Annotated in this window: 21 protein-coding genes; 19 read left to right on the top strand and 2 right to left on the bottom strand. The window is 62.1% G+C overall.

The genetic code is table 11. From position 1 onward, the window contains the following. Positions 1-3: 3 nt before the first annotated feature. The 11 genes from rplO (at position 4) to bfr (ending at position 9,407) form a co-directional block, all read left to right on the top strand. Complete coding sequence (gene rplO, locus LJY18_RS15295; protein ID WP_172149943.1) at positions 4-438, top strand: 50S ribosomal protein L15; 435 nt, start codon at positions 4-6, stop codon at positions 436-438. Further along, a complete protein-coding gene (gene secY / locus LJY18_RS15290; protein ID WP_238042668.1) occupies positions 439-1,767 on the top strand; it encodes a preprotein translocase subunit SecY in 1,329 nt (442 codons plus the stop codon). A gap of 28 nt (positions 1,768-1,795) precedes the next feature. Next, positions 1,796-1,912, top strand: coding sequence for a 50S ribosomal protein L36 (gene rpmJ / locus LJY18_RS15285; protein WP_002555468.1), 117 nt, complete (start codon positions 1,796-1,798; stop codon positions 1,910-1,912). Positions 1,913-2,043: 131 nt separating this feature from the next. Then, positions 2,044-2,400, top strand: coding sequence for a 30S ribosomal protein S13 (gene rpsM / locus LJY18_RS15280; RefSeq protein ID WP_213641487.1), 357 nt, complete (start codon positions 2,044-2,046; stop codon positions 2,398-2,400). A 30-nt stretch (positions 2,401-2,430) separates the two neighbouring features. After that, positions 2,431-2,820, top strand: coding sequence for a 30S ribosomal protein S11 (rpsK, locus tag LJY18_RS15275; protein ID WP_079204538.1), 390 nt, complete (start codon positions 2,431-2,433; stop codon positions 2,818-2,820). A gap of 17 nt (positions 2,821-2,837) precedes the next feature. Then, positions 2,838-3,458: a 30S ribosomal protein S4 gene (rpsD, locus tag LJY18_RS15270; protein WP_090505816.1), complete on the top strand. Its 621-nt coding sequence runs from the start codon at positions 2,838-2,840 to the stop codon at positions 3,456-3,458. Positions 3,459-3,480: 22 nt separating this feature from the next. Next, a complete protein-coding gene (locus tag LJY18_RS15265; protein WP_079204540.1) occupies positions 3,481-4,482 on the top strand; it encodes a DNA-directed RNA polymerase subunit alpha in 1,002 nt (333 codons plus the stop codon). A 42-nt stretch (positions 4,483-4,524) separates the two neighbouring features. After that, the gene (gene rplQ / locus LJY18_RS15260; RefSeq protein WP_025167705.1) at positions 4,525-4,911 is read left to right on the top strand and encodes a 50S ribosomal protein L17; all 387 of its coding nucleotides are present in this window, start codon (positions 4,525-4,527) and stop codon (positions 4,909-4,911) included. A gap of 167 nt (positions 4,912-5,078) precedes the next feature. Next, the gene (locus LJY18_RS15255; RefSeq protein ID WP_238042667.1) at positions 5,079-6,458 is read left to right on the top strand and encodes a Na+/H+ antiporter NhaC family protein; all 1,380 of its coding nucleotides are present in this window, start codon (positions 5,079-5,081) and stop codon (positions 6,456-6,458) included. A gap of 178 nt (positions 6,459-6,636) precedes the next feature. Then, on the top strand, positions 6,637-8,787 hold the full coding sequence (gene katG, locus LJY18_RS15250) for a catalase/peroxidase HPI (protein ID WP_238042666.1): 2,151 nt from the start codon (positions 6,637-6,639) through the stop codon (positions 8,785-8,787). Between the two features lie 155 nt (positions 8,788-8,942). Beyond that, on the top strand, positions 8,943-9,407 hold the full coding sequence (gene bfr / locus LJY18_RS15245; RefSeq protein ID WP_238042665.1) for a bacterioferritin: 465 nt from the start codon (positions 8,943-8,945) through the stop codon (positions 9,405-9,407). Positions 9,408-9,460: 53 nt separating this feature from the next. Here bfr and uvrA read toward each other — a convergent pair whose 3' ends face one another. Further along, on the bottom strand, positions 9,461-12,325 hold the full coding sequence (gene uvrA / locus LJY18_RS15240) for an excinuclease ABC subunit UvrA (RefSeq protein WP_238042664.1): 2,865 nt from the start codon (positions 12,323-12,325) through the stop codon (positions 9,461-9,463). Positions 12,326-12,691: 366 nt separating this feature from the next. Between uvrA and LJY18_RS15235 the strand changes: the two genes are divergently transcribed. Both LJY18_RS15235 and LJY18_RS15230 read left to right on the top strand, forming a co-directional pair. Next, positions 12,692-14,080, top strand: coding sequence for an MFS transporter (locus tag LJY18_RS15235; RefSeq protein ID WP_238042663.1), 1,389 nt, complete (start codon positions 12,692-12,694; stop codon positions 14,078-14,080). Between the two features lie 18 nt (positions 14,081-14,098). Beyond that, complete coding sequence (locus LJY18_RS15230; RefSeq protein ID WP_238042662.1) at positions 14,099-14,602, top strand: single-stranded DNA-binding protein; 504 nt, start codon at positions 14,099-14,101, stop codon at positions 14,600-14,602. Positions 14,603-14,739: 137 nt separating this feature from the next. Here the strand turns inward: LJY18_RS15230 and LJY18_RS15225 are convergent, their stop codons facing one another. Beyond that, positions 14,740-15,639, bottom strand: coding sequence for a LysR substrate-binding domain-containing protein (locus tag LJY18_RS15225; protein WP_238042661.1), 900 nt, complete (start codon positions 15,637-15,639; stop codon positions 14,740-14,742). 195 nt (positions 15,640-15,834) lie between these two features. Here LJY18_RS15225 and LJY18_RS15220 point away from each other — a divergent pair, with 195 nt between their 5' ends. The 6 genes from LJY18_RS15220 (at position 15,835) to LJY18_RS15195 (ending at position 23,219) form a co-directional block, all read left to right on the top strand. Continuing rightward, the gene (locus LJY18_RS15220) at positions 15,835-17,475 is read left to right on the top strand and encodes a 5-guanidino-2-oxopentanoate decarboxylase (RefSeq protein WP_238042660.1); all 1,641 of its coding nucleotides are present in this window, start codon (positions 15,835-15,837) and stop codon (positions 17,473-17,475) included. Next, positions 17,469-18,932 (top strand): aldehyde dehydrogenase family protein, encoded by a 1,464-nt coding sequence (locus LJY18_RS15215; protein WP_238042659.1) that lies wholly within the window; start codon positions 17,469-17,471, stop codon positions 18,930-18,932. The genes LJY18_RS15220 and LJY18_RS15215 overlap by 7 nt, the downstream gene beginning before the upstream one ends. 229 nt (positions 18,933-19,161) lie before the next feature. Continuing rightward, the gene (locus LJY18_RS15210; RefSeq protein ID WP_238042658.1) at positions 19,162-20,265 is read left to right on the top strand and encodes an extracellular solute-binding protein; all 1,104 of its coding nucleotides are present in this window, start codon (positions 19,162-19,164) and stop codon (positions 20,263-20,265) included. 81 nt (positions 20,266-20,346) lie between these two features. Continuing rightward, entirely contained in the window at positions 20,347-21,255 is a 909-nt protein-coding gene (locus LJY18_RS15205) for an ABC transporter permease (protein WP_442964495.1), read from the top strand. Then, positions 21,252-22,109 carry an ABC transporter permease gene (locus LJY18_RS15200; RefSeq protein WP_238042657.1) on the top strand — a complete coding sequence of 286 codons (858 nt, stop codon included), beginning with the start codon at positions 21,252-21,254 and terminating at the stop codon, positions 22,107-22,109. The genes LJY18_RS15205 and LJY18_RS15200 overlap by 4 nt, the downstream gene beginning before the upstream one ends. Before the next feature lie 54 nt (positions 22,110-22,163). After that, complete coding sequence (locus tag LJY18_RS15195) at positions 22,164-23,219, top strand: ABC transporter ATP-binding protein (RefSeq protein ID WP_238042656.1); 1,056 nt, start codon at positions 22,164-22,166, stop codon at positions 23,217-23,219. Positions 23,220-23,532 lie beyond the last annotated feature (313 nt).

The following is a 23,532-nucleotide window of genomic DNA, read 5'->3' as shown; positions in this document are numbered from 1 at the left end:
CACATGTACCTGAACGATTTGAGTCCTGCGCCGGGTTCCCGTCGCGAGAAGCACCGTCCGGGCCGTGGTATCGGTAGTGGGTTGGGTAAGACTGGTGGCCGTGGTCACAAAGGTCAATCCTCCCGCTCCGGTGGCACCATTGCTCCGGGTTTCGAAGGCGGCCAGCAGCCTCTGCACCGTCGTTTGCCCAAGTTCGGTTTCGTGTCCCTGAAGGCTATGGATCGCGCAGAAGTGCGTACCTCCGAGCTGAACAAGGTCGAAGGCGGCGTTATTACTCTGCAAGCGCTGAAGGATGCCAACCTGATTAACCAACATGTACGGCGTGTGAAAGTCATGCTGTCCGGTGAGGTTACTCGCGCTGTCACCCTTAAAGGTATCGCTGCCACCAAAGGTGCGCGTGCGGCTATCGAAGCAGCTGGCGGTAAGTTCGAGGAATAAATGGCTAAGCAAGGTGCTCTCTCAGCGCTCAGCAATGGCGGGTTATCCGAGCTCTGGGCTCGTCTGCGCTTTCTGTTCATGGCGATTATCGTCTATCGGATTGGCGCACACATTCCAGTTCCAGGCATAAACCCGGACCGGTTGGCAGACCTGTTTCGACAGAATGAGGGGACCATTCTTAGCTTGTTCAACATGTTTTCCGGCGGCGCACTGGAGCGCATGAGTATTTTTGCATTGGGGATCATGCCGTACATTTCGGCGTCGATCATCATGCAGCTCATGACCGCTGTCAGTCCGCAGCTAGAGCAGTTGAAGAAGGAAGGTGAGGCTGGTCGTCGCAAGATCAGCCAATACACCCGCTACGGCACCCTCGTCCTGGCATTCGTTCAAGCCATCGGCATGTCCGTTGGTTTGGCGAGTCAGGGCGTCGCGTTTTCGGGCGATTTCGGCTTCCACTTCGTTGCAGTCACCACATTTGTGGCGGGTGCGATGTTCATGATGTGGTTGGGCGAGCAAATCACCGAGCGTGGTGTTGGTAACGGTATTTCGATGCTGATTTTTGCAGGCATCGTAGCCGGTCTGCCGTCGGCGATAGGGCAGTCTTTCGAGTCTGCTCGTCAGGGCGATATCAATATCTTTGCCCTGGTGGCCATCGGTTTGCTGGCAGTAGCGATCATCGGTTTCGTGGTGTTCATTGAGCGTGGGCAGCGCCGCATTGCGGTGCACTACGCCAAGCGTCAGCAGGGCCGCAAGGTCTTTGCCGCGCAGACCAGCCACTTGCCTTTGAAGGTGAATATGGCGGGGGTTATCCCGGCTATTTTCGCCAGCAGCCTGCTGTTGTTCCCGGCCTCGCTGGGTGCCTGGTTTGGTCAGTCCGAAGGTATGGGCTGGCTGCAGGATATTTCACAGGCTATCGCTCCTGGTCAGCCGTTGAACATCTTGTTGTTTAGTGCGGGGATCGTTTTCTTCTGCTTCTTCTACACAGCGCTGATGTTCAATCCGAAAGACGTAGCGGAAAACCTGAAGAAGTCCGGTGCCTTTATTCCGGGTATCCGACCGGGCGAGCAGTCGGCGCGCTATATCGATGGCGTATTGACTCGTTTGACCATGTTCGGTGCTCTGTACATGACGGCCGTGTGCCTGCTGCCCCAGTTTCTGGTGGTGGCGGCCAACGTACCGTTCTATCTTGGCGGGACCTCGTTGCTGATCGTGGTAGTGGTTGTGATGGACTTTATGTCGCAAGTACAATCGCACCTCGTTTCGAACCAGTACGAATCCCTGATGAAGAAAGCCAACCTGAAGGGCTACGGCAGCGGCATGATGCGCTGAAGTGTCCACAAGGTTCGAGGAGTTGGTGATGAAAGTTCGTGCGTCAGTGAAAAAGCTGTGCCGCAACTGCAAGATTATTCGTCGTGAAGGTGTCGTTCGAGTTATTTGCAGCGCGGAACCGCGTCACAAGCAGCGCCAAGGCTGAGTGTGATTTAAGTTACAAGCCCGGCAGCTAGTGCGCTGCCGGGTTGATTATTTGTTTCTACAGCGCTAATATCTCGCGCCTCATTTCTTGGCTTCCGGGGCGTAGGTAGCTGTCAATTGGAGTTCCACTGAATGGCCCGTATTGCAGGCGTAAACATTCCGGATAACAAGCACACTGTTATCTCGCTGACCTACATCTTTGGTGTCGGTCGCACTACCGCGCAGAAAATCTGTGCGGCTGCCGGTGTTAATCCGGCAGTAAAGATCAAGGATCTCTCTGACGAGCAGATCGAGCAGCTGCGTGGCGAAGTAGCCAAGGTTAATACCGAAGGCGACCTGCGTCGTGAAGTGAACATGAAAATCAAGCGCTTGATGGACCTGGGTTGCTACCGCGGCCTGCGTCATCGTCGTGGTCTGCCGGTTCGCGGTCAGCGTACCAAGACCAACGCGCGTACCCGTAAGGGCCCGCGTAAGCCGATCCGCAAGTAATCGCATTCGCGCATCGACAGGAATCTAGTCATGGCAAAACCTGCTGCTCGTACTCGTAAGAAAGTCAAAAAGACAGTGGTTGATGGCATCGCCCACATCCACGCTTCTTTCAACAACACAATCGTGACCATTACTGACCGTCAGGGTAACGCCCTGTCCTGGGCTACCTCTGGTGGTTCAGGCTTCCGCGGCTCGCGTAAAAGCACCCCGTTCGCTGCCCAGGTGGCTGCTGAACGTGCTGGTCAAGCTGCGCTGGAGTTCGGTCTGAAGAACCTCGACGTTAACGTCAAGGGTCCCGGTCCGGGTCGTGAGTCCGCTGTCCGTGCTTTGAACGGCTGCGGTTACAAGATCGCCAGCATCACCGATGTGACACCCATCCCGCACAACGGATGCCGTCCTTCGAAGAAGCGTCGCGTGTAATCAGGAGACAGTGAGAAATGGCTCGTTACATTGGTCCCAAATGCAAACTGTCTCGTCGTGAAGGCACTGATCTTTTCCTGAAAAGTGGCGTACGCGCCCTGGAATCGAAGTGCAACATCGAAGCAGCCCCAGGTATTCACGGTCAGCGCCGTGGTCGTCAGTCCGACTACGGCACCCAGCTGCGTGAGAAGCAAAAAGTTCGTCGTATCTACGGTGTTCTTGAGCGTCAATTCAGCGGTTATTACAAAGAAGCAGCCGGCAAGAAAGGCGCTACTGGTGAGAACCTGCTGCAACTGCTCGAGTGCCGTCTGGATAACGTGGTTTATCGTATGGGCTATGGTGCTACCCGCGCCGAATCCCGTCAGCTGGTTTCGCACAAGGCGATCAGCGTTAACGGTAAGACTGTAAACGTGCCGTCGTACCAGGTTAAAGCTGGCGACGTCGTTGCAGTTCGCGAGAAGTCGAAGAATCAGCTGCGCATTGTTCAGGCTCTTGAGCTGTGTGCCCAGCGTGGCCGCGTTGAATGGGTAGAAGTAGACATTGAGAAGAAGTCCGGCGTATTCAAAGCCGTACCGGTTCGCAGTGATCTGTCCGCTGACATCAACGAAAGCCTGATTGTCGAGCTCTACTCCAAGTAAGGGCTAGAAAATAGGTGCATCCATGCAGATTTCGGTAAATGAGTTCCTGACCCCCCGCCATATCGATGTGCAGGTGGTCAGTCCGACCCGCGCCAAGATCACACTCGAGCCTCTCGAGCGTGGCTTTGGACACACCTTGGGCAACGCGCTGCGTCGCATCCTGTTGTCCTCCATGCCTGGCTGTGCAGTAGTCGAGGCCGAGATTGACGGTGTACTCCATGAGTACAGCGCCATTGAAGGTATTCAGGAAGATGTCATTGAAATCCTGCTTAACCTGAAAGGCTTGGCTATCAAGTTGCACGGCCGCGACGAAGTGACGCTGACTCTGGCGAAGAAGGGCTCGGGTGTAGTTACCGCTGCCGATATTCAGCTGGATCATGATGTCGAAATCGTCAATGGCGACCACGTGATCGCCAACATGGCTTCCACTGGCGCGCTGAACATGAGGCTCACCGTAGCTCGTGGTCGCGGCTATGAGCCGGCTGATGCTCGTCAGAGCGATGAAGATGAAAGCCGCAGCATTGGTCGCTTGCAGCTGGATGCTTCGTTCAGCCCGGTACGCCGTGTGTCGTACGTGGTAGAGAACGCTCGTGTTGAGCAGCGTACTAACCTGGACAAGTTGGTTATTGACCTGGAGACCAACGGTACTCTGGATCCTGAAGAGGCTATCCGCCGTGCCGCAACCATTCTGCAACAGCAGTTGGCTGCGTTCGTCGACCTCAAGGGTGACAGTGAGCCTGTGGTTATCGAGCAGGAAGACGAGATCGATCCGATCCTGTTGCGTCCGGTTGATGACCTGGAACTGACTGTACGTTCGGCAAACTGCCTCAAGGCAGAGAACATTTACTACATCGGCGACCTGATTCAGCGCACCGAAGTAGAATTGTTGAAAACGCCGAACTTGGGCAAGAAGTCCCTGACTGAAATCAAGGATGTTCTGGCTTCACGCGGTCTTTCCCTCGGTATGCGCCTCGACAACTGGCCGCCGGCAAGTCTGAAGAAAGACGATAAGGCGACTGCCTGATCGTCATCATCACCGAACGTCAGTTTGGTAAGGAATTGAACCATGCGTCATCGTAAAAGTGGCCGTCACCTTAGCCGCACAAGCGCACACCGTAAGGCTATGTTCCAGAACATGGCGGTGTCGCTGTTCGAGCACGAGCTGATCAAAACTACTCTGCCGAAAGCCAAAGAGCTGCGTCGCGTTGCCGAGCCGCTGATTACTCTGGCTAAAGAAGATAGCGTTGCCAACCGTCGTCTGGCCTTCGATCGTACTCGTTCGAAAGCCATTGTCGGTAAGTTGTTCAACGACCTGGGCAAGCGTTATGCCACCCGTCAGGGCGGTTATCTGCGTATCCTCAAGTGTGGTTTCCGCACTGGCGACAACGCTCCGATGGCTTATGTTGAGCTGGTTGACCGTCCGGTCGGCGGCGCAGTAGAAGCTGCCGAGTAAGTTGTAGGTTGTAGGAAAAACCGGGCCTTGGCCCGGTTTTTTTGTTTTTATGGTGAATAATATTCCGCACGTCGTGTTTGATATTGTGTGCATGCGCCGGCTCGGGTAAGGTTCGTGACTCTTCCGATCCCGCCGTCTTGCGGCCCCTATAAGAACAATTGCACATCATGTCCGAACCTAATGCGCTGAGTCTGATTCCCCCTGCTGTCGTATTGATCCTGGCGGTCATGTTGCGGCGGCCCATCCTGGCCCTGGTCCTGGGTGCCATCTCCGGTCTGCTGCTCCTGTCGCCGGCCGAGACGTTGAGCAACTTCTCCGAAATTTCCCTCAAGGTGATGCAGGACGAAACCATCGGCTGGTTGATCTTGGTCTGTGGCAGTTTCGGCGCGCTGATCGCCTTGCTGGTGCGTACTGGGGGGGCCCTGGCTTTCGGTAGCGCGGCGTTGAAGCTGGCCAAGGGACGACGATCCTCGCTGCTGATGACCTTTGCCCTGGGCGTGGTGATCTTCGTCGATGACTACCTCAATGCCCTGACCGTGGGCGAAACCATGAAACGGGTCACCGACCGCTTCAGGATCTCCCGCGAGATGCTCGCCTATGTGGTGGACTCCACCGCGGCTCCGATCTGCGTGCTGGTTCCGTTATCGACCTGGGCGGTGTTCTTTGGCGGCCTGCTGGAGAGCAACGATATTGCCGCCACTGGCCAGGGTATCAGCGTGTATATCCAGGCCATCCCCTACATGCTCTATGCCTGGTTCGCGGTGATTCTGGTTCTGCTGGTTGCTGCCGGCGTGGTGCCGGCGTTTGGTCCCATGCGCAAAGCCGAGATGGCCGCACGTCACGGTTCGGCCGGTGCCATGCACGTGGGCGAACTGAGCGCCGAGCACAACTACTCGATGAAGTCGCTGGAGGCGGAATTCGAAGGGGCGGACAAGGAGGGCGGCAAGCTTTACAACTTCCTCGTGCCGCTGCTTATGCTGATTGGTTTTACCATCTATTTCGATGTCGATGTATGGATGGGCATGCTGGCTACCCTGGCCATTACCGTGCCGTTCTACCTGCTTCAGCGCTTGATGTCCTTGTCCGAAATGCTCGATCAGATGATCGATGGCTTCAAGACCATGCTGCCGGCCATCGGTATCGTGATCGCGGCTTTTATCTTCAAGGATGTGTGCGATCAGTTGATGCTGCCGCAATATGTGGTGGAGTCGCTCAAGCCCTATATGAGCCCGCAGATGTTGCCGGCCATGGTGTTTCTGGCAATGGCCGTGCTGGCCTTCGCCACGGGATCGTCCTGGGGCATCTTTGCCGTGACCATTCCCATCGTCATGCCCCTGGCCTATGCGCTGCAGGCAGATATCCCGCTGACCATCGGTGCGCTGCTGTCTGCCTCGGCTTTCGGTAGCCAGGCTTGCTTCTATAGCGATTCAACCGTGCTGGCCGCCCAGGGCTCGGGTTGTAACCTGATCAGTCATGCGATCACCCAGTTGCCCTATACCTTGATCGCGGCAGGCTTGGCCTTTGTCGGGTTTATCCTGATTGCCTGAATGGGGCGTAGGTAGAAAACGGGCCTGTTGGCCCGTTTTTTTATGCGGATGATGAAAGAAAATAACTATCGAGTTGTTGCGCTTCATAAATTGGTTCCCTTGCTCAAGCGGGTCTAGGCTTGTTCCATTGTCGGTCGCAGTCGATGGGACCGACCCGCTCAGGAGAAAGGAGAGAATAATGTCGAACCAAGGTAAATGCCCGTTCAATCACGTCGCTGGCGGTGGCACGACCAACAGGGATTGGTGGCCGAACCAGTTGCGTGTGGATCTGCTGAATCAGCACTCTGAAAAGTCCAACCCGCTGGGCAAGAAGTTCAACTACGCCGACGAATTCAAGAAGCTCGACTACCAGGCGCTCAAGGCGGACCTGGTCAAGCTGATGACCGACAGCCAGGACTGGTGGCCGGCCGACTTCGGTCACTATGGCCCGCAGATGATTCGTATGGCCTGGCACGCCGCTGGCACCTACCGCACCACCGACGGTCGCGGTGGCGGCGGGCGCGGGCAGCAGCGTTTCGCCCCGCTGAACTCCTGGCCGGACAACGTCAATATCGATAAATCACGGCGCCTGCTCTGGCCGATCAAGCAAAAGTACGGACAGAAAATTTCCTGGGCCGATCTGTTGATCCTCGCCGGCAACGTGGCGCTCGAATCCATGGGTTTTCGCACCTTCGGCTTTGCTGCCGGTCGTGAGGACGTGTGGGAAACGGACATGGATGTTAACTGGGGGGCGGAGATTGCCTGGCTGGGTGTGGATCCGGAGCGCGTCACCGGTGACCGCGAATTGAGCGCGCCATTCGGCGCCACTCACATGGGCCTGATCTATGTCAACCCGGAGGGCCCGAACGCCAGTGGCGACTATATGGAAGCGGCCAAGGACATTCGCAGCACCTTCAGTCGCATGGCCATGAACGATGAGGAGACGGTTGCCCTGATCGCCGGCGGTCATACCTTCGGCAAGGCCCACGGCGCCGCGCCGGAGTCGCACAAGGGGCCGGAGCCCGAGGGTGCGCCGATCGAGGCGCAGGGCCTGGGCTGGATCAGCGACTTCGGCAGCGGTCACGGCAAGGACACCATCTCCAGCGGCATCGAAGTCACCTGGAGCAAGACCCCGACGCTGTGGAGCAACAACTTCTTCGAGAACCTGTTCAACTACGAGTGGGAGCTGACCCAGTCGCCAGCGGGCGCCAAGCAGTGGGTGGCCAAGGATGCGCCGGAGATCATTCCGGATGCGCATATCCCGGGCAAGTTCCACAAGCCGACCATGCTCACCACCGATCTGACCCTGCGTTTCGACCCGGAGTTCGGCAAGATCTCCAAGCGCTTTCTGGGCGATCCGCAAGCCTTCGCCGATGCATTCGCCCGCGCCTGGTTCAAGCTGATCCATCGCGACATGGGGCCTAAGGCCCGTTATCTCGGCCCGGAAGTGCCGAAAGAGGATCTGATCTGGCAAGACCCGCTGCCGGCGCCGGCACATAACCCGAGCGCGGCCGATATCGCCGACCTCAAGGCCAAGATCGCCGCCTGCGGGCTGTCGGTTGGCGATCTGGTATCCGTGGCCTGGGCCTCGGCCTCGACCTTCCGCGGTGGCGACAAGCGCGGCGGTGCCAATGGTGCGCGTCTGGCCCTGGCTCCGCAGAAGGACTGGGAGGTCAATCGGCGCGCCATCAAGGCCCTGGCCAAGCTGGTCGAGATTCAGAAAGCGTCAGGCAAGGCCTCGCTGGCCGACGTGTTAGTGCTGGCCGGCAATGTCGGCGTGGAGCAGGCCGCCAAGGCCGCCGGGGTCAACGTGGATGTGCCCTTCGCGCCGGGGCGGGTGGATGCCGCGCAGGAGCAGACCGATGTCGAGGCCTTTGCCCCGCTGGAGCCCGTCGCCGACGGCTTCCGCAACTACCGCATGGGCAAGCTCGGCGTACCGACCGAGGCCATGTTGATCGACAAGGCTCAGTTGCTGACCTTGAGCGCGCCTGAGATGACCGCGCTGGTCGGCGGCCTGCGGGTGCTCGGGGCCAACCATGACGGCGGCCAGCATGGCGTGTTCACCGACAAGGTCGGCGTGCTGAGCAATGACTTCTTCGTCAACCTGCTGGACATGGGCACCGAGTGGAAGGCCGTGGATGCCGAGGCGGAATCCTTCGAGGGCAAGGATCACAAGAGCGGCAAGGTGAAATACACCGGCACCCGCAACGACCTGGTCTTCGGTTCCAACGCGGTGCTGCGTGCTTACGCCGAGGTCTACGCCAGTACCGACGGCACGGAAAAACTGGTCAACGACTTCGTCGCTGCCTGGACCAAGGTGATGAACCTGGACCGCTTCGACCTCGCTTGACCGGTTGCTGGTGGAGCGCCGTAGGGCGCCCCACCGGCTGTGTCCAACCAACCCTGCGGCGCCTCCCTCGTGGAGGCGTCGTGCTTTTCGCTTGACCGTGGTGGACGGCCAGCGGAGCATTCGGCCATTCCATGGAAGCAGCAAGGATTCCAGCTATGCAGGGCCACATCGGAGTCATCGATTATTTGAAAATGCTGCTCAAAGGCGAGCTGGCAGCGCGCGATCAGTATTTCGTGCACTCACGCCTGTACGAGGATTTTGGGTTCAGCAAGCTCTACGAGCGCATCAACCATGAGATGGAAGAGGAGACTCAGCACGCCGATGCGTTGTTGAAGCGGATTTTGTTTCTCGAAGGCACGCCGGATATGACCCCGGATCCCTTCATGTTCGGCCAGACGGTGCCGGAGATGCTCAGGCTCGATCTGGCCCTGGAATACCAGGTGCGCGCGGCCTTGAGCAAAGGCATCGAGCTGTGTGAACGGCATCAGGATTATCAGAGCCGCGACATCCTCCTGGCCCAGCTCAAGGACACCGAGGAGGATCATGCCTACTGGCTGGAAATCCAGTTGGGCTTGATCGACAAGCTGGGCCTGCAGAACTACCTGCAGGCCCAGATCTAGGCGTTAGCTGCCGGCGCTACGGCAGAGCGGTTCCTATATGGATAAGCCCTGGCTTACGCCGGACTCAGACTGGCCTGCGCGGGGGCGACGCGATCCCTTTCCAGCAGCGGTTTGAGGAAATAGCCGGTGTGCGACTGCGGCATCTCGGCGACTTCTTCCGGGGTGCCGCAGGCGATGATCTGGCCACCCTTGGAGCCGCCTTCCGGGCCGAGGTCGACCAGCCAATCGGCGGTTTTGATCACATCCAGGTTGTGCTCGATCACCACCACGGTATTGCCGTGATCGCGCAGGCGATGGAGCACGTCGAGTAGTTGCTGGATATCGGCGAAGTGCAGACCTGTGGTCGGCTCGTCGAGGATATACAGGGTCTTGCCGGTGTCGCGCTTGCTCAGCTCGCGGCTCAGCTTGACCCGCTGGGCCTCGCCGCCGGACAGGGTGGTCGCGCTCTGGCCCAGCTTGATATAGGACAGGCCGACGTCCATCAGGGTCTGCAGCTTGCGCGCCAGGGCCGGCACGGCATCGAAGAACAGCCGTGCTTCCTCGATAGTCATGTCCAGCACTTCGGTGATGCTCTTGCCCTTGTACTTCACTTCCAGGGTTTCGCGGTTGTAGCGCTTGCTCTTGCACACGTCGCAGGGCACGTAGATGTCCGGCAGGAAGTGCATCTCCACCTTGATCAGGCCATCGCCCTGGCAGGCTTCGCAGCGTCCGCCCTTGACGTTGAAGCTGAAGCGTCCCGGGCCGTAGCCGCGCGAGCGCGACTCGGGCACGCCGGCGAACAGCTCGCGGATCGGGGTGAACAGACCGGTGTAGGTGGCCGGATTGGAGCGCGGCGTGCGGCCAATCGGGCTCTGGTCGATATCCACCACCTTGTCGAGGTGCTGCAGGCCGTCGATGCTGTCGTGAGCGGCGGCTTCCAGGGTGGTGGCGCCGTTCAGCGCCGTGGCGCTAAGTGGGTAGAGGGTGTTGTTGATCAGGGTCGACTTGCCCGAACCGGACACGCCGGTGACGCAGGTCAGCAGGCCGATGGGAATATCCAGGTCGACCTTTTGCAGGTTGTTGCCGCGTGCCCCTTTGATTTTCAGCGAGAGTTTCTTGTCCCACGGCGTGCGCTTGGCCGGCACGGCAATCTTGACCCGCCCCGAGAGGTATTTGCCGGTCAGCGAATCCGGGTGGGCCATGACTTCGGCCGCAGTACCCTGGGCGACGATCTGGCCACCATGCACACCGGCACCGGGACCGATATCCACTACATAGTCGGCCATGCGAATGGCGTCTTCGTCGTGCTCGACCACGATCACCGTGTTGCCGATATCGCGCAGGTGGCGCAGGGTGCCGAGCAGGCGTTCGTTGTCGCGCTGGTGCAGGCCGATCGAGGGCTCGTCGAGGATGTACATCACCCCGACCAGGCCGGCGCCGATCTGGCTGGCCAGGCGGATGCGCTGGGCTTCGCCACCGGACAGGGTATCGGCGCTGCGGTCCAGGGTCAGGTAGTCCAGGCCGACGTTGACCAGGAACTGCAGGCGTTCGCGAATTTCCTTGAGGATCTTCTCGGCAATCTCGCCGCGTCGTCCGGGCAGCGCCAGGTTGCCGAAATACTCGGTGGCGTCGCCAATCGGCATGCCGCTGACGGCGGGCAGGGTCCGCTCACCGACCCAGACATGCCGCGCCTCGCGGCGCAGGCGGGTGCCGCGGCAATCCTGGCAGGCCTGGGTGCTGAGGAACTTGGCCAGCTCCTCGCGCACGCTGGCCGACTCGGTCTCGCGATAGCGGCGGTCCAGGTTCGGCACTATGCCTTCGAACGGATGGGAGCGCTTGACGATATCACCCCGGTCGTTCAGGTAGCGGAAGTCGACGTTCTGCGTGCCGCTGCCGAACAGGATGCATTTCTGATGTTCGGCGGCCAGGTCGTCGAAGGGGATCTCCAGGCTGAAGCCGTAATGCCCGGCCAATGAGCCGAGCATCTGGAAGTAATAGACATTGCGCCGGTCCCAGCCACGGATTGCGCCCTCGGCCAGGGTCATCTCGCCGTTGACCAGGCGCTTGATGTCGAAGAACTGCTTCACGCCCAGGCCGTCGCAGGTCGGGCAGGCGCCGGCCGGGTTGTTGAAGGAGAACAGCTTGGGCTCCAGTTCGCTGATCGAGTGGCCGCACACCGGGCAGGCGAAGCGCGCGGAGAAGATGATTTCCTCGCCGTCTTCGCCTTCCATGGGGGCCACCAGGGCCAGGCCGTCGGCCAGCTTGAGCGCGGTCTCGAACGACTCGGCCAGGCGCTGTTGCAGGTCGCCACGGGCCTTGAAACGGTCGACCACGGCATCGATGCTGTGCTTCTTCTGCTTGTCCAGCTTGGGCAGTTCGTCCAGCTCGTAGATCTTGCCGTTGACCCGCACCCGCACGAAGCCCTGGGCGCGCAGTTCGTCGAATACGGCCAGGTGTTCGCCCTTGCGCTCGCGGATCACCGGCGCCAGCAACATCAGCTTGCTGCCTTCCGGCAGGGCCAGCACTTGGTCGACCATCTGACTGACGGTCTGCGCTTCCAGCGGCAGGTCGTGGTCCGGGCAGCGCGGAATACCGGCGCGGGCGTAGAGCAGGCGCAGGTAGTCATAGATCTCGGTGATGGTGCCGACGGTGGAGCGTGGGTTGTGCGAGGTGGATTTCTGCTCGATGGAGATCGCCGGCGACAGACCTTCGATGGTGTCGACATCGGGTTTTTCCATCATCGACAGGAACTGCCGGGCATAGGCCGACAGCGACTCGACGTAGCGGCGCTGGCCCTCGGCGTAGAGGGTGTCGAAGGCCAGCGAGGACTTGCCGGAACCGGACAGGCCGGTAATCACGATCAGCTTGTCGCGCGGTAGGGTCAGGTCGATGTTTTTCAGGTTATGGGTGCGGGCACCCCGGATCACAATCTTGTCCACAAACAGCGGCCTCGCATGGCGGGCGGAAAACCAGTGAGTATACGGCCCTGTGACGCGGTGCGGCAAAGCGTGACGGCTGTGCCGCGTCGCGCAGTGCCGAGGGGCTGTTGACGTATCGAGCTGGCCGCGGCGGAGGTCCATGCGGCTGGGGCCGCCGAGCTTGTGCTGCAAATGGCACCATGCGGTGTTGCAGGACTCGGCCAGGGAGCAGCATTCCCGCGATCCTGCGCGATCGCCATGGATGGGGTAAATGCCGCAAGCCCGCCGGGCGCGGCCTTGCCTGGTGCCATTTGTCACAGCAACGCGGCTCGCCGCGGAGCGTCAACAAACCTTATAATCGCCGCCTATTTCATCAAGGCGCTTTCCATGCACGATCCCTACAGCGAGCGCATGAGTGGCGGTGAAACCCGTGCCGCCGCTGGGCTGGCACTGGTATTTGCCTTCCGCATGCTGGGCATGTTCATGGTCCTGCCGGTATTGGCGACCTACGGCATGGAGTTGCGCGGCAGTACTCCGGCGTTGATTGGCCTGGCCATTGGCGCCTATGGCCTGACCCAGGCATTCCTGCAGATACCCCTGGGCATGCTCTCCGACCGTATTGGCCGGCGTCCGGTGATTTATGTCGGGCTGCTGATTTTCGCCGCCGGCAGTCTGCTGGCAGCCAATGCCGACTCGATCTGGGGTGTGATCGCCGGCCGTGTGCTGCAGGGGGGCGGGGCGATATCCGCTGCGGTGATGGCGCTGCTCTCCGATCTGACCCGAGAACAGCACCGCACCAAGGCCATGGCCATGATCGGCATGAGCATCGGTCTGTCCTTCGCCGTGGCCATGGTGGTCGGCCCGCTGCTGACCCGTGCCTTTGGCTTGTCCGGCTTGTTCCTGGCGACGGCCGCCATGGCTCTGCTCGGCATCGTCATCGTCGCCGGGGTGGTGCCGCGTGCTGCCGGGCCGCTGCAGCACCGCGAGTCCGGCGTCGCCCGCCAGGCGTTGTTGCCGACCTTGAAGCATGTCGATCTATTGCGTCTGGACTTCGGCATCCTGGCCCTGCACGCGATTCTGATGGCCAGTTTCATCGCCTTGCCACTGGCGCTGGTGGAGCAGGGCGGGCTGCCCAAGGAAGAGCACTGGTGGGTCTACCTGACCGCGCTGCTGATCGGTTTCTTCGGCATGGTGCCGTTCATCATCTATGCCGAAAAAAAGCGCCACATGAAGCGCGTGCTACTTGGCGCGGTGGCGGTGCTGCTGGCCTGTGAGCTGTACTTCTGGCTGTTTGGCAACAGCCTGCGTGCACTGGTACTGGGCACCGTGGTGTTTTTCACCGCGTTCAATCTGCTGGAGGCTTCGCTGCCGTCACTGATCAGCAAGGTTGCGCCCGCCGGCGGCAAGGGTACGGCGATGGGGGTGTACTCGACCAGTCAGTTTCTCGGCGCGGCGCTGGGCGGTATTCTCGGCGGTTGGCTGTTCCAGCATTACAGCCTGTCGGGGGTGTTCCTCGGTTGCGCCGCCATGGCTCTTCTCTGGCTAGTCTTTGCTGTTACTATGCGCGAACCGCCTTATGTCACCAGTCTGCGCTTGCCGCTTTCAGCCGCGGCATTGCACGAAGTGGGGTTGGCCGAGCGTTTACAGGCAGTGCCCGGAGTGGCGGATGCTGTGGTGGTGCGTGATGAAGCGGCCATCTATATCAAAGTGGATACCCAACAATTGGATCGCATGTCCCTCGAGCGCCTGATCGAAGCGGCGCCGGCGACGTGCTGACAGCTATAGGAGAACGTTATGGCCCGTGGGGTTAACAAAGTCATTCTGGTCGGTACCTGCGGACAGGATCCGGAAACGCGTTATCTGCCCAGCGGCAACGCAGTGACCAATCTGAGTCTTGCTACCAGCGAGCAGTGGACCGACAAGCAGACCGGCCAGAAGGTCGAGAAAACCGAGTGGCACCGTGTCTCGCTGTTCGGCAAGGTTGCTGAAATCGCCGGCGAATACCTGCGCAAGGGTTCGCAGGTGTATATCGAAGGCAAGCTGCAGACTCGCGAGTGGGAAAAAGACGGCATCAAGCGTTATACCACCGAGATCGTCGTCGACATGCAGGGCACCATGCAGCTGCTCGGTGGCCGTCCGGACAACGCCGGTGGCGATTCGGCGCCACGTCAGCAGCGCCAGCAGGCGCCGCAACGTGAGCCGCAGCGTGAACAGCAGCAGGCGCCGCGTCCGGCCCCGCAGCAGCAGGCCAAGCCGGCGCAGGATTTCGACAGTTTTGACGACGACATCCCGTTCTGAGAAATGCCTGAGACTTTTTTGTAAAGTTTCAAATTAGAACCCCTGTAGCTCTCACTCAGTTACAGGGGTTTTTCTATGCGCGTGAATAATGGCGACTCCTGGTCATTCTGCGTCGGAGGCGGGGCTTGGCTCGAGGTTCAGGCCGATGCCCGCGTGTTACGCGCCGCGGCCTGTAGCAGCAGCCAGTCGATCAGTTCGGCTAACTGGGTAGAAGGCGCCGGGCGTTCGGGGTAGACCAGGAAATAGGCATCGCCGGTGCGCACTTTCAGCTCGAAGGGGGTGGCCAGGCGCCCGGCTTCCAGGTCTTCGCCGATCAGCGACCAGTCGCCGATGGCCACGCCGAGGCCCTGCGAGGCCACGGTCATGGCGAGATCCAGGGTGTCGAAATGCTGACCCTTGCCGATGCTGTTGACCGTGGTGCCGGCGGCCTTCAGCCAGGCTTCCCAGTCGCGCTGGTCGCGTGTGGGGTGCAGCAGGGTGTGGCGCTCCAGATCGGCCGGCTGGCTGAGCGGCTGCGGGCCGCTGAGCAGTTGCTGTGCGCAGACCGGGGTGAGCAGCTCATCGAACAGGTGGTGCGCCACCAGGGCGGGGCCGGGCTGGCTGCCAAACACCACGGCGGCGTCGAACTCCTCGCTGCGAAAATCCACCGAGTGCTGCACGGTGGTCGTCAGCTCCACGGGCACGTCCGGGCGCTCGGCCTGCCAGTGCATCAGTCGCGGCAGCAGCCAGCGCATCACGCAGGTCGGTGCCTTCAGCCGCAGCGCCTCGCGCCGCGCCCCCACTTTTTCGACCGCCTCGCCAATCAGGGCGAAGGCCTGCTGGATCTGCGGAAACAGCTCGCGGCCCTGGGCGGTCAGGCTCAGGCCGCGCGCCTGGCGCTGGAACAGCGGGTAGCCTAGGTGACTTTCCAGGCCGGCGATCTGCCGGCTGACCGCGCCCTGGGTGATGTGCAGCAGTTCGGCCGCACGGGTGAAGTTGCAGCACTGGGCAGTGATCACGAAGGTATGCAGCGAAGGCAGCGGTGGAAGCCGTTTCATGGGGGCTCAGCTATGCAGTGAGAACATGCCTAGTATGACTATTTTTGCATTGTCCGGTGGTTGGGCAGGGGGTCAAATTGAACCTTGCCTGCACTTTCGCGCATCTGCGCCGCATCCGCACGGGCCGCCGAATCCCCCGGGCGCGCTATGCGACGAGTGCAGTAGACCTCAGTTACTGGACAGGAAAAAAACAACATGGCGACATGTGGCGAAGTATTGGTGAAGTTGCTCGAGCGCTACGGTGTCGAGCGGGTCTTCGGCATCCCCGGCGTACATACCGTCGAGCTGTACCGCGGGCTGGCTCAGTCGCCCATCGAGCACGTCACCCCGCGGCATGAACAAGGTGCCGGCTTTATGGCCGATGGCTATGCGCGCACCAGCGGCAAGCCGGGGGTGTGTTTCATCATCACCGGCCCCGGCATGACCAATATCGCCACGGCCATGGCCCAGGCCTATGCCGATTCTATCCCGATGCTGGTGATCTCCAGCGTGCAGGCGCGCAGCCAGCTCGGCGGTGGGCGCGGCAAGCTTCACGAGCTGCCGTCGCAGAGCAATCTGGTCGCGGGTTTCTCCGCCTTCTCGCACACCTTGCTGTCGGCCGCCGAGCTGCCGGCCGTGCTGGCGCGTGCCTTTGCCGTGTTCCAGGCCGCACGGCCGCGTCCGGTGCATATCGAGATTCCGCTCGACGTGCTGGTCGAGGAGGCCGACGAGCTGCTGCACAGTCAGCCGATCGAGCTGGCCCGGCCCGGCGCCAGCCCGGTCGCCATCGCGCAAATGGCCAGCCGGCTGGCTGGTGCCCAGCGGCCACTGATCCTCGCCGGCGGCGGCGCGATCGACGCGGCGCCGGCGCTGGTCCGGCTGGCCGAGCGGCTGCAGGCACCGGTGGCGCTGACCATCAATGCCAAGGGCCTGCTGCCCTCGCGTCATCCGCTGTTGATTGGTTCGACCCAGTCGACCCTGGCCACCCGTGAACTGGTGGCCGAGGCCGATGTGGTGCTGGCGGTCGGTACCGAGCTGGGCGAAACCGATTATGACGTGACCTTCGCCGGCGGCTTCGAGATCCCCGGCGCCTTGCTGCGCATCGACATCGACCCGGACCAGGCCGTGCGCAATTACCCGCCGGCGCTGGCGCTTGTCGCCGACTCCGCGCTGGCACTGGCGGCCTTGGATGCGGCGCTCGGCGAACAGGCCTTGGCCGCACGTCGCGACGACTGGGGCAGCGCCCGCGCCGCGCAGCTGCGCGAGACCCTCGAGGCGTCCTGGGACGCGCCTATGCGCGGGCAGACATGCTTCCTGCAGACGGTGCTGGAGGTGCTGCCGGACGCCGTGCTGGTGGGTGACTCGACCCAGCCGGTCTACAGCGGCAACCTGACCCTGAATCTGGAGCAGCCGCGGCGTTGGTTCAACTCCTCGACCGGCTACGGCACCCTCGGTTATGCCCTGCCGGCGGCCATAGGTGCGCTGCTGGGCGACCGCCGCGAAGGCACGCCGCGGCGTCCGGTGGTGTGCCTGATCGGCGACGGCGGGCTGCAGTTCACCCTGGCCGAACTGGCCAGCGCGGTGGAGGCGCGCGCGCCGATCATCGTCCTGCTGTGGAATAACCAGGGCTATGAGGAGATCAAGAGGTACATGGTCAACCGCGACATCGAGCCGGTGGGTGTGGATATCTTTACCCCGGACTTCGTCGCCGCGGCCAAGGCGCTGGGCTGTGCGGCGGGGCGGGCGAATGACGTCGAAGGGTTGCGCGCGGCCTTGCGCCAGGCGAGCGAGTCGCCGTTGCCGAGCCTGATCGAAATCGACCAACAGGCCTGGATGAGCGGAATGGACGCATGTTGAACAGCCGCCCGACGCACAATGGCGCCCTCGCCGGCCTGTATATCGGCGGGCACTGGCAGAGCGGCGGCGACAGCCTGAGGGTGATCAATCCCGCCACCGAAGAGTTGCTGGCGAGCGTGGCCGGCGGCGATGCCAGGGCGGTCGAGCAGGCGGTGCGCGCGGCAAGTGACGCTTTTCCGGCCTGGGGGCGCAGCGCCGGGGTCGAGCGGGGCGCCTGCCTGCGCCGGATTGCCGCTGGCGTTGAGGGGCGCCGCGAGCGCCTGATCCAGCTGCAGTCGCGCAATAGCGGTAAGCCGTTGAGCGAGGCGACGATCGATATCGACGACGTGATCGCCACCTTCAGCTATTACGCCGAGCTGGCCGAGGCGCTGGACGCTCAGCAGGACGCCGCGGTGGAACTGCCGAGCCGCGAATTCGCCGCCCGCCTACGCCGCGAGCCCTGTGGCGTGGTGGGGCTGATCGTGCCGTGGAATTTCCCCATGGTGACCACCGCCTGGAAGCTGGCCCCCGCCCTGGCGGCCGGCTGCACGGTAGTGCTGAAGCCCTCGGAGGTGACCCCGCTGCCGGAACTGGAGCTGGCCGACATCATCGCCGAGAGCGGCCTGCCGGCCGGGGTGTTCAACCTGGTCTGCGGCAGCGGTCTGGCGGTAGGGGGGCCACTGGCGGCGGATCCGGGGGTGGCCAAGCTGTCGTTCACCGGCAGCAATGCGGTGGGCGTGCAGGTCATGCAACGCGCTGCCGAGACGGTCAAGGGCGTCAGCCTGGAGCTGGGCGGCAAGTCCTCGCTGCTGGTGTTCGCCGACGCCGACCTGGATCTGGCGGTCGAGTTGGCTTGTGGCGGTGGCTTCTTCAATGCCGGGCAGATGTGCTCGGCGACCAGCCGGGTGCTGGTGGCCGATGAGCTGGCCGAGGAATTCCTGGTGCGGCTGCAGGCGCGCGCCGAGGCGATCCGCGTCGGCGACCCGCTGGTGCCCGGCGTGGAGATGGGCGCGCTGGTCAATCTGGCGCAATACCAGCGGGTCTACCAGCATATTGCCGAGGGTCTGGAGGCCGGGGCACGCCTGCTAACCGGCGGCGAACGGCCCGCCGGGCTGCCATGCGGCTATTTCCTGCGGCCCACGGTATTCACCGACGTGCCTTTGGATAGCGCCCTGTGGCGCGAAGAGATCTTCGGGCCGGTGCTCTGCGTGCGCCGTTTCAGCAGTGAAGCGCAGGCCATCGAACTGGCCAACGACAGCGAGTTCGGCCTGGTGGCCAGCGTGGTCAGCGGCGACGCGCGCCTTGCCGAACGGGTTGCCAATGCCTTGCAGGCGGGCCTGGTGTGGATCAACGCGCCGCAGGTGATCTTCCCGCAAGCGGCTTGGGGTGGCTACAAGCAGAGCAGCATCGGCCGCGAGTTGGGGCCTTGGGGGCTGCAGGCGTTCCAGGAAATCAAGCACGTGATTCGCGCCCTTTAAGCGGGCATTTGCGCTGCATGCATGCCTCCTTTCAAGGCATGCGTGCAGCGCATGGCTTCGATGACTATTTATCGATTGTTGGCCTGTCGAGCGCGCCGCAGGATGGCTTGGTCAGCCCAGGCCGCACCAGCGCGAGCAGGGCCTCGGGTCGGGTTGGATGGTTTATTGCGGGGAGCCCGGCACCGGGTCGCAAGCTCCCGAAGACAGATAAAAAAAAGAGGAAACTGCGATGAGCGAACACGATTTCAGCAGAAGAACATTCATCAAGACGGTGGGCGCCGCATCGGTGGCCGCCGCGGCCCTGTCCTTTCCCTTCATCAAGGCCAGCGCCAGCGACATGCGCTTCCAGGGCAAGACCCTGCGCCTGCTCACATGGTCGGACGACACCGGGTTGGCGGCGCTGCGCAATATCGCCGCGACCTTCGAAGCCAAGACCGGCGCCAAGGTGATCGCCGACCGCACCGGCAGTACCTCGGAGATGGTCGCCAAGCTCAAGGCCGGCGGCGATCGCCCGCAATACGACATCATCACCCTGGCCGGCGTTGGTGCCGAAGGCCTGGCCAGTGCCGGGCTGCTGGAAAGACCCGACCTCAACCGCATCCCCAACCTGCGCGATGTGCCGGCGCAATACCAGACCGGCGCGGACGGCCACGGCATCGGCTACCTGCTGTGGTGCAACAGCCTGATCTACAGCACCCGCACCGTCAAAGAAGCGCCGAACAGCTACGCCGCCCTGTGGGACAAGGACATGGCGCCGAACATTTTCCTGCCGCCACCGAACTGGACCGAGGCGATGGACCTGATCATCATCGCCGCCAAGCTGGCCGGCGGTGATGAGCACAATGTCGAGCCGGGCTTCAAGAAACTCGCAGAGCTCAAGGATCGGGTAATTACCCTGGGCGAGAACCCCAACCAGATCGCCGAACTGTTCCGCACCGGTTCGCTGGACATGGGCGGCCTCTATGCGCCGGCCTTCTTCCCCAAGCAGATCCGCGACCCGTCCTATGGCCTGGGCGCCACCTTCGGTATGAAGGAAGGCTTCTATACCGACCTGATGCTTTCGGTCATGCCCAAGCACCGTCCGGGCGACACCGACCTGGCCTACGCCTTCATCGACCATTCGCTCGACCCGCTGGTGCAGGGCAAGATGGCCGAGGACATCTTCAATGGTCCGGTCAACGCCAAGGCGATCATCTCGGCCGAGGCGCGCAAGAGCCCATACATCCTCACGCCCGAGCAGATATCCGAGAAGGCGATCATGCACGACAACGCCTTCCTGGCCACCGTGCATGACCAGTGGATTCGTCGCTACACGGAAATTTTCTCTTCCTGATGTAGCTATGCACACCGTGCAGCGGGCCTCCGGGCGCCGGCACGGTGTGCGGCAACCTTCTGTACTGATGAGATTAGCCAAATGGCACATTCAACTCTGACCCGTCAGGTCGGCGTGGCACCCCTGCGCCCGACCAAAACTTTTTCGCCGACGGCACGCGCCTGGCTGTTTCTCTCGCCGGCGATGTTGTTTCTCGGCGTACTGATCGCCGCCAGCCTGCTGGTGCTGCGCATGAGTGTCGGCACCAAGGGTGCGGAATGGAGTGGTTTCAGCCTGGCCAGCTACGCCCAGTTGCTCGAACCCTATTACCTAAAGTCGCTGCTGCTGACCCTGCGCCTGGCCCTGGTCAGTGCGCTGATTGCGGTGCTGCTGGCAATTCCGGTCGGCTACTGCATGTCGCGCCTGCAGTCGCCACTGTTGCGTCGGGTGTTCCTCGCCGCGGTACTGTTGCCCTTGCTGGTCAACCTGCTGCTGCAGAGCTACGGCTGGCTGGTGATCCTCGGCCCGGGCGGGATGCTCAATCAGGCGTTGATGGGCCTGGGCCTGATCGACCGGCCGGTAATGCTGCTCTACAACCAGACCGGCGTGCTGATGGGGCTGGTGCAGACCGCCTTTCCGCTGGCGGTGCTGCCGATCGCCAGCGCCATGCGCGGCGTGTCGCGCAGCTACGAGGAGGCGGCCGCAACCCTCGGCGCCAGCCGCCTGCAGGTGTTTCGCCAGGTGGTCTTGCCGATGAGCCTGCCGGGCATCATCACCGGCGCCACCCTGGTGTTCGCCTATAACGCCAGCAGCTTCGTGGTGCCTCTGCTGCTCGGCGGCCGACGGGTGCCGATGCTGGCGGTGATGGTGCATGACCAGATCGCCCCGCTGATGAACTGGCCCGCCGCCTCCGCCGCCGGGGTGGTGCTGATCGTCACCACGCTGGCGATCATGAGCTTCTCCGAATTCGTCGCCGGCCGCCGCCGGCGCATCCTGGAGGCTTCGCAATGAGCCGTCCACTCAAGAGCCTGTTGCGCGCTGCCGCCCCGTTGCCGGGTGAAACCGGGCGTTTCGCCATGGGCCTGTCCGGGTTCATCCTGCTGTTGGCGGTGCTGCCGATCCTGACCATGATCGTGATGTCGTTCAGCGGCGCTTCGAACCTCGACTTTCCACCGGCCAGCTACAGCCTGCAGTGGTACAAGACGGCCTGGAATACCTTCGTTTCGCCGGACGCCAGTGACGTGCTCAGTATCGGTCAGGCGCTCACCACCAGCCTGCTGGTGGCCACCCTGAGCATGCTGTTCGCCACCCTGGTGGCGGTGCCGGCCGCCTATGCCCTGGTGCGCTGCGAGTTTCGCGGCAAGGCCGCCGCGCTGCAGTTGATGTCGCTGCCGCTGGTGTTTCCCATGGTGGTGCTGGGCCTGGCGCTGCTGCTGATATTCGACAGCCTGCCGTTTCAGCTCAACACCTCGCGGCTGGTGATCGCCCACGTGATCCTCGCCCTGCCGTTCGTGGTGAAGAACTGCACCGCCGCCATGCTGTCGATCGGCAGCGAGGTCGAGGAGGCCGCACAAATGCTCGGCGCCTCGCCGCTGCGGGCGATCGTCGACGTGGTGGTGCCGCTCATGCGCTCGGGCATTCTGGCCGGGATGCTGCTGGCCTTCATCATCTCGTTCAATGAATTCACCGTGACCTACTTCCTCTACAACATCGACGTGATGACCGTGCCGATCTGGATGTACAGCCGAACCGTGTCTTCCCTCGACCCGACGGTGTTCTCGTTCGCCGTGTTGATCGTGCTGATCGACTTCGCCCTGATCTGGGCGCTGGAGAAGCTGGTCGGTGAAGGTGGCGTGTCCTTTTAATTCAGCCGGGCAGGCCCTGGCGGCTTGCGGGCAACAGCTTATTTGAGGTGCCGCATGAACGGATTGGTTCTAGAAAACGTCGAAAAGCACTATGGTTCGGCCTGCGCCGTGACGGACGTCAACCTGCACCTGCCGGAGGGCAAGCTGGTGTGCTTCCTCGGTCCCTCGGGCTGCGGAAAGACCACCCTGCTGCGCATGATCGCCGGGCTGGAAACCCTCAGCGCCGGCGAAATCCGCCTGGACGGCGAAGACATCGGCCACACCCCGGCGCATCAGCGCAACTTTGGCATGGTGTTCCAATCGCTGGCACTGTTCCCGCACATGACCGTCGGCGAAAACATCGCCTACCCGCTGAAGTTGCGTGGTGTGAGCAAGGCCGATCAGCAGACGCGCTTGATTGAACTGCTGCAGCTAATCCAGTTGCAGGAAATGGTCGACCGTCCGGTGGCCAAACTCTCCGGTGGGCAGCGCCAACGGGTAGCGATCGCCCGAGCGATTGCCGCGCGGCCCAAGCTACTGTTGCTCGACGAGCCGCTGTCGGCGCTGGACGCCAAGCTGCGCGAATCCATGCAGGTGGAAATTCGCCAGCTGCAACAGCGCCTGAATATCACCACCATCCTGGTCACCCATGACCAGCGTGAAGCCATGACCATGGCCGATATCGTGGTGGTGCTCGGCGAACATCGGGTGCAGCAGGTCGGCACGCCGATCGACATCTACCGCAACCCGGCCAACGCCTTCGTCGCCGATTTCATCGGCAGCGGCAATATCTTCCCGGCGATCGCCCTGGGCAACGGCCGGGTGGGCCTGCCGGGCGGTGCAGCGATCCGGGTGCCGATCTGCGAGAGCATTCACGCCGGCACCAGCATCAAGATGCTGGTGCGCCCGGAAGACCTGCAGTTGTCGCTACCCCAGGCCACTGCCGGCAACCGTCTGCAGGGCACCGTGACCTTCGTGCGCGACAGCGGCGCGACCATCGAAACCACCATCGAATGCTCCGGCGTTTCGCTGACCGCGCTGAGCACGCCTTGTCAGGGGATTGGCCTGGGCATTGGCAATCCGGTGTCGGTGACCATCCCAGCCGAAGCCTGTCGGGTACTGACCGCCTGAGTGTGTGTGAGTTGTGCCGCTGGCAGCGCGCTTGCGGCTAGGCAGGATGGAAAAGAGGTCTTCCGCGCTGTCGTGCAAGGGGCTCTCGCCAGGTCGTAGGTGGCTTTGCCTCTGCTGTTGCGCCCTGCGGTGTACACGGCTAATGACGGCGTGCGCGTAAACCCGCAAAATGCGACACTTTGGCGCGATGTCAGCGTCTAATTTCGATAATGCCTAACCGGGAGAGAGGCGGTGGTCGAGGGTCTGGCGTGATGAGCAAGGGGTGTGGCCAGCGTTATGCCGGGCTGCCCACTGCAGTCGCCTGACGGGTTCG

Source organism: Pseudomonas sp. MMS21 TM103, from assembly GCF_022132145.1.
Lineage (GTDB): Bacteria > Pseudomonadota > Gammaproteobacteria > Pseudomonadales > Pseudomonadaceae > Aquipseudomonas.
Note: the sequence above shows the minus strand (reverse complement) of the source record. Positions and strands in the feature narration are given on the sequence as shown.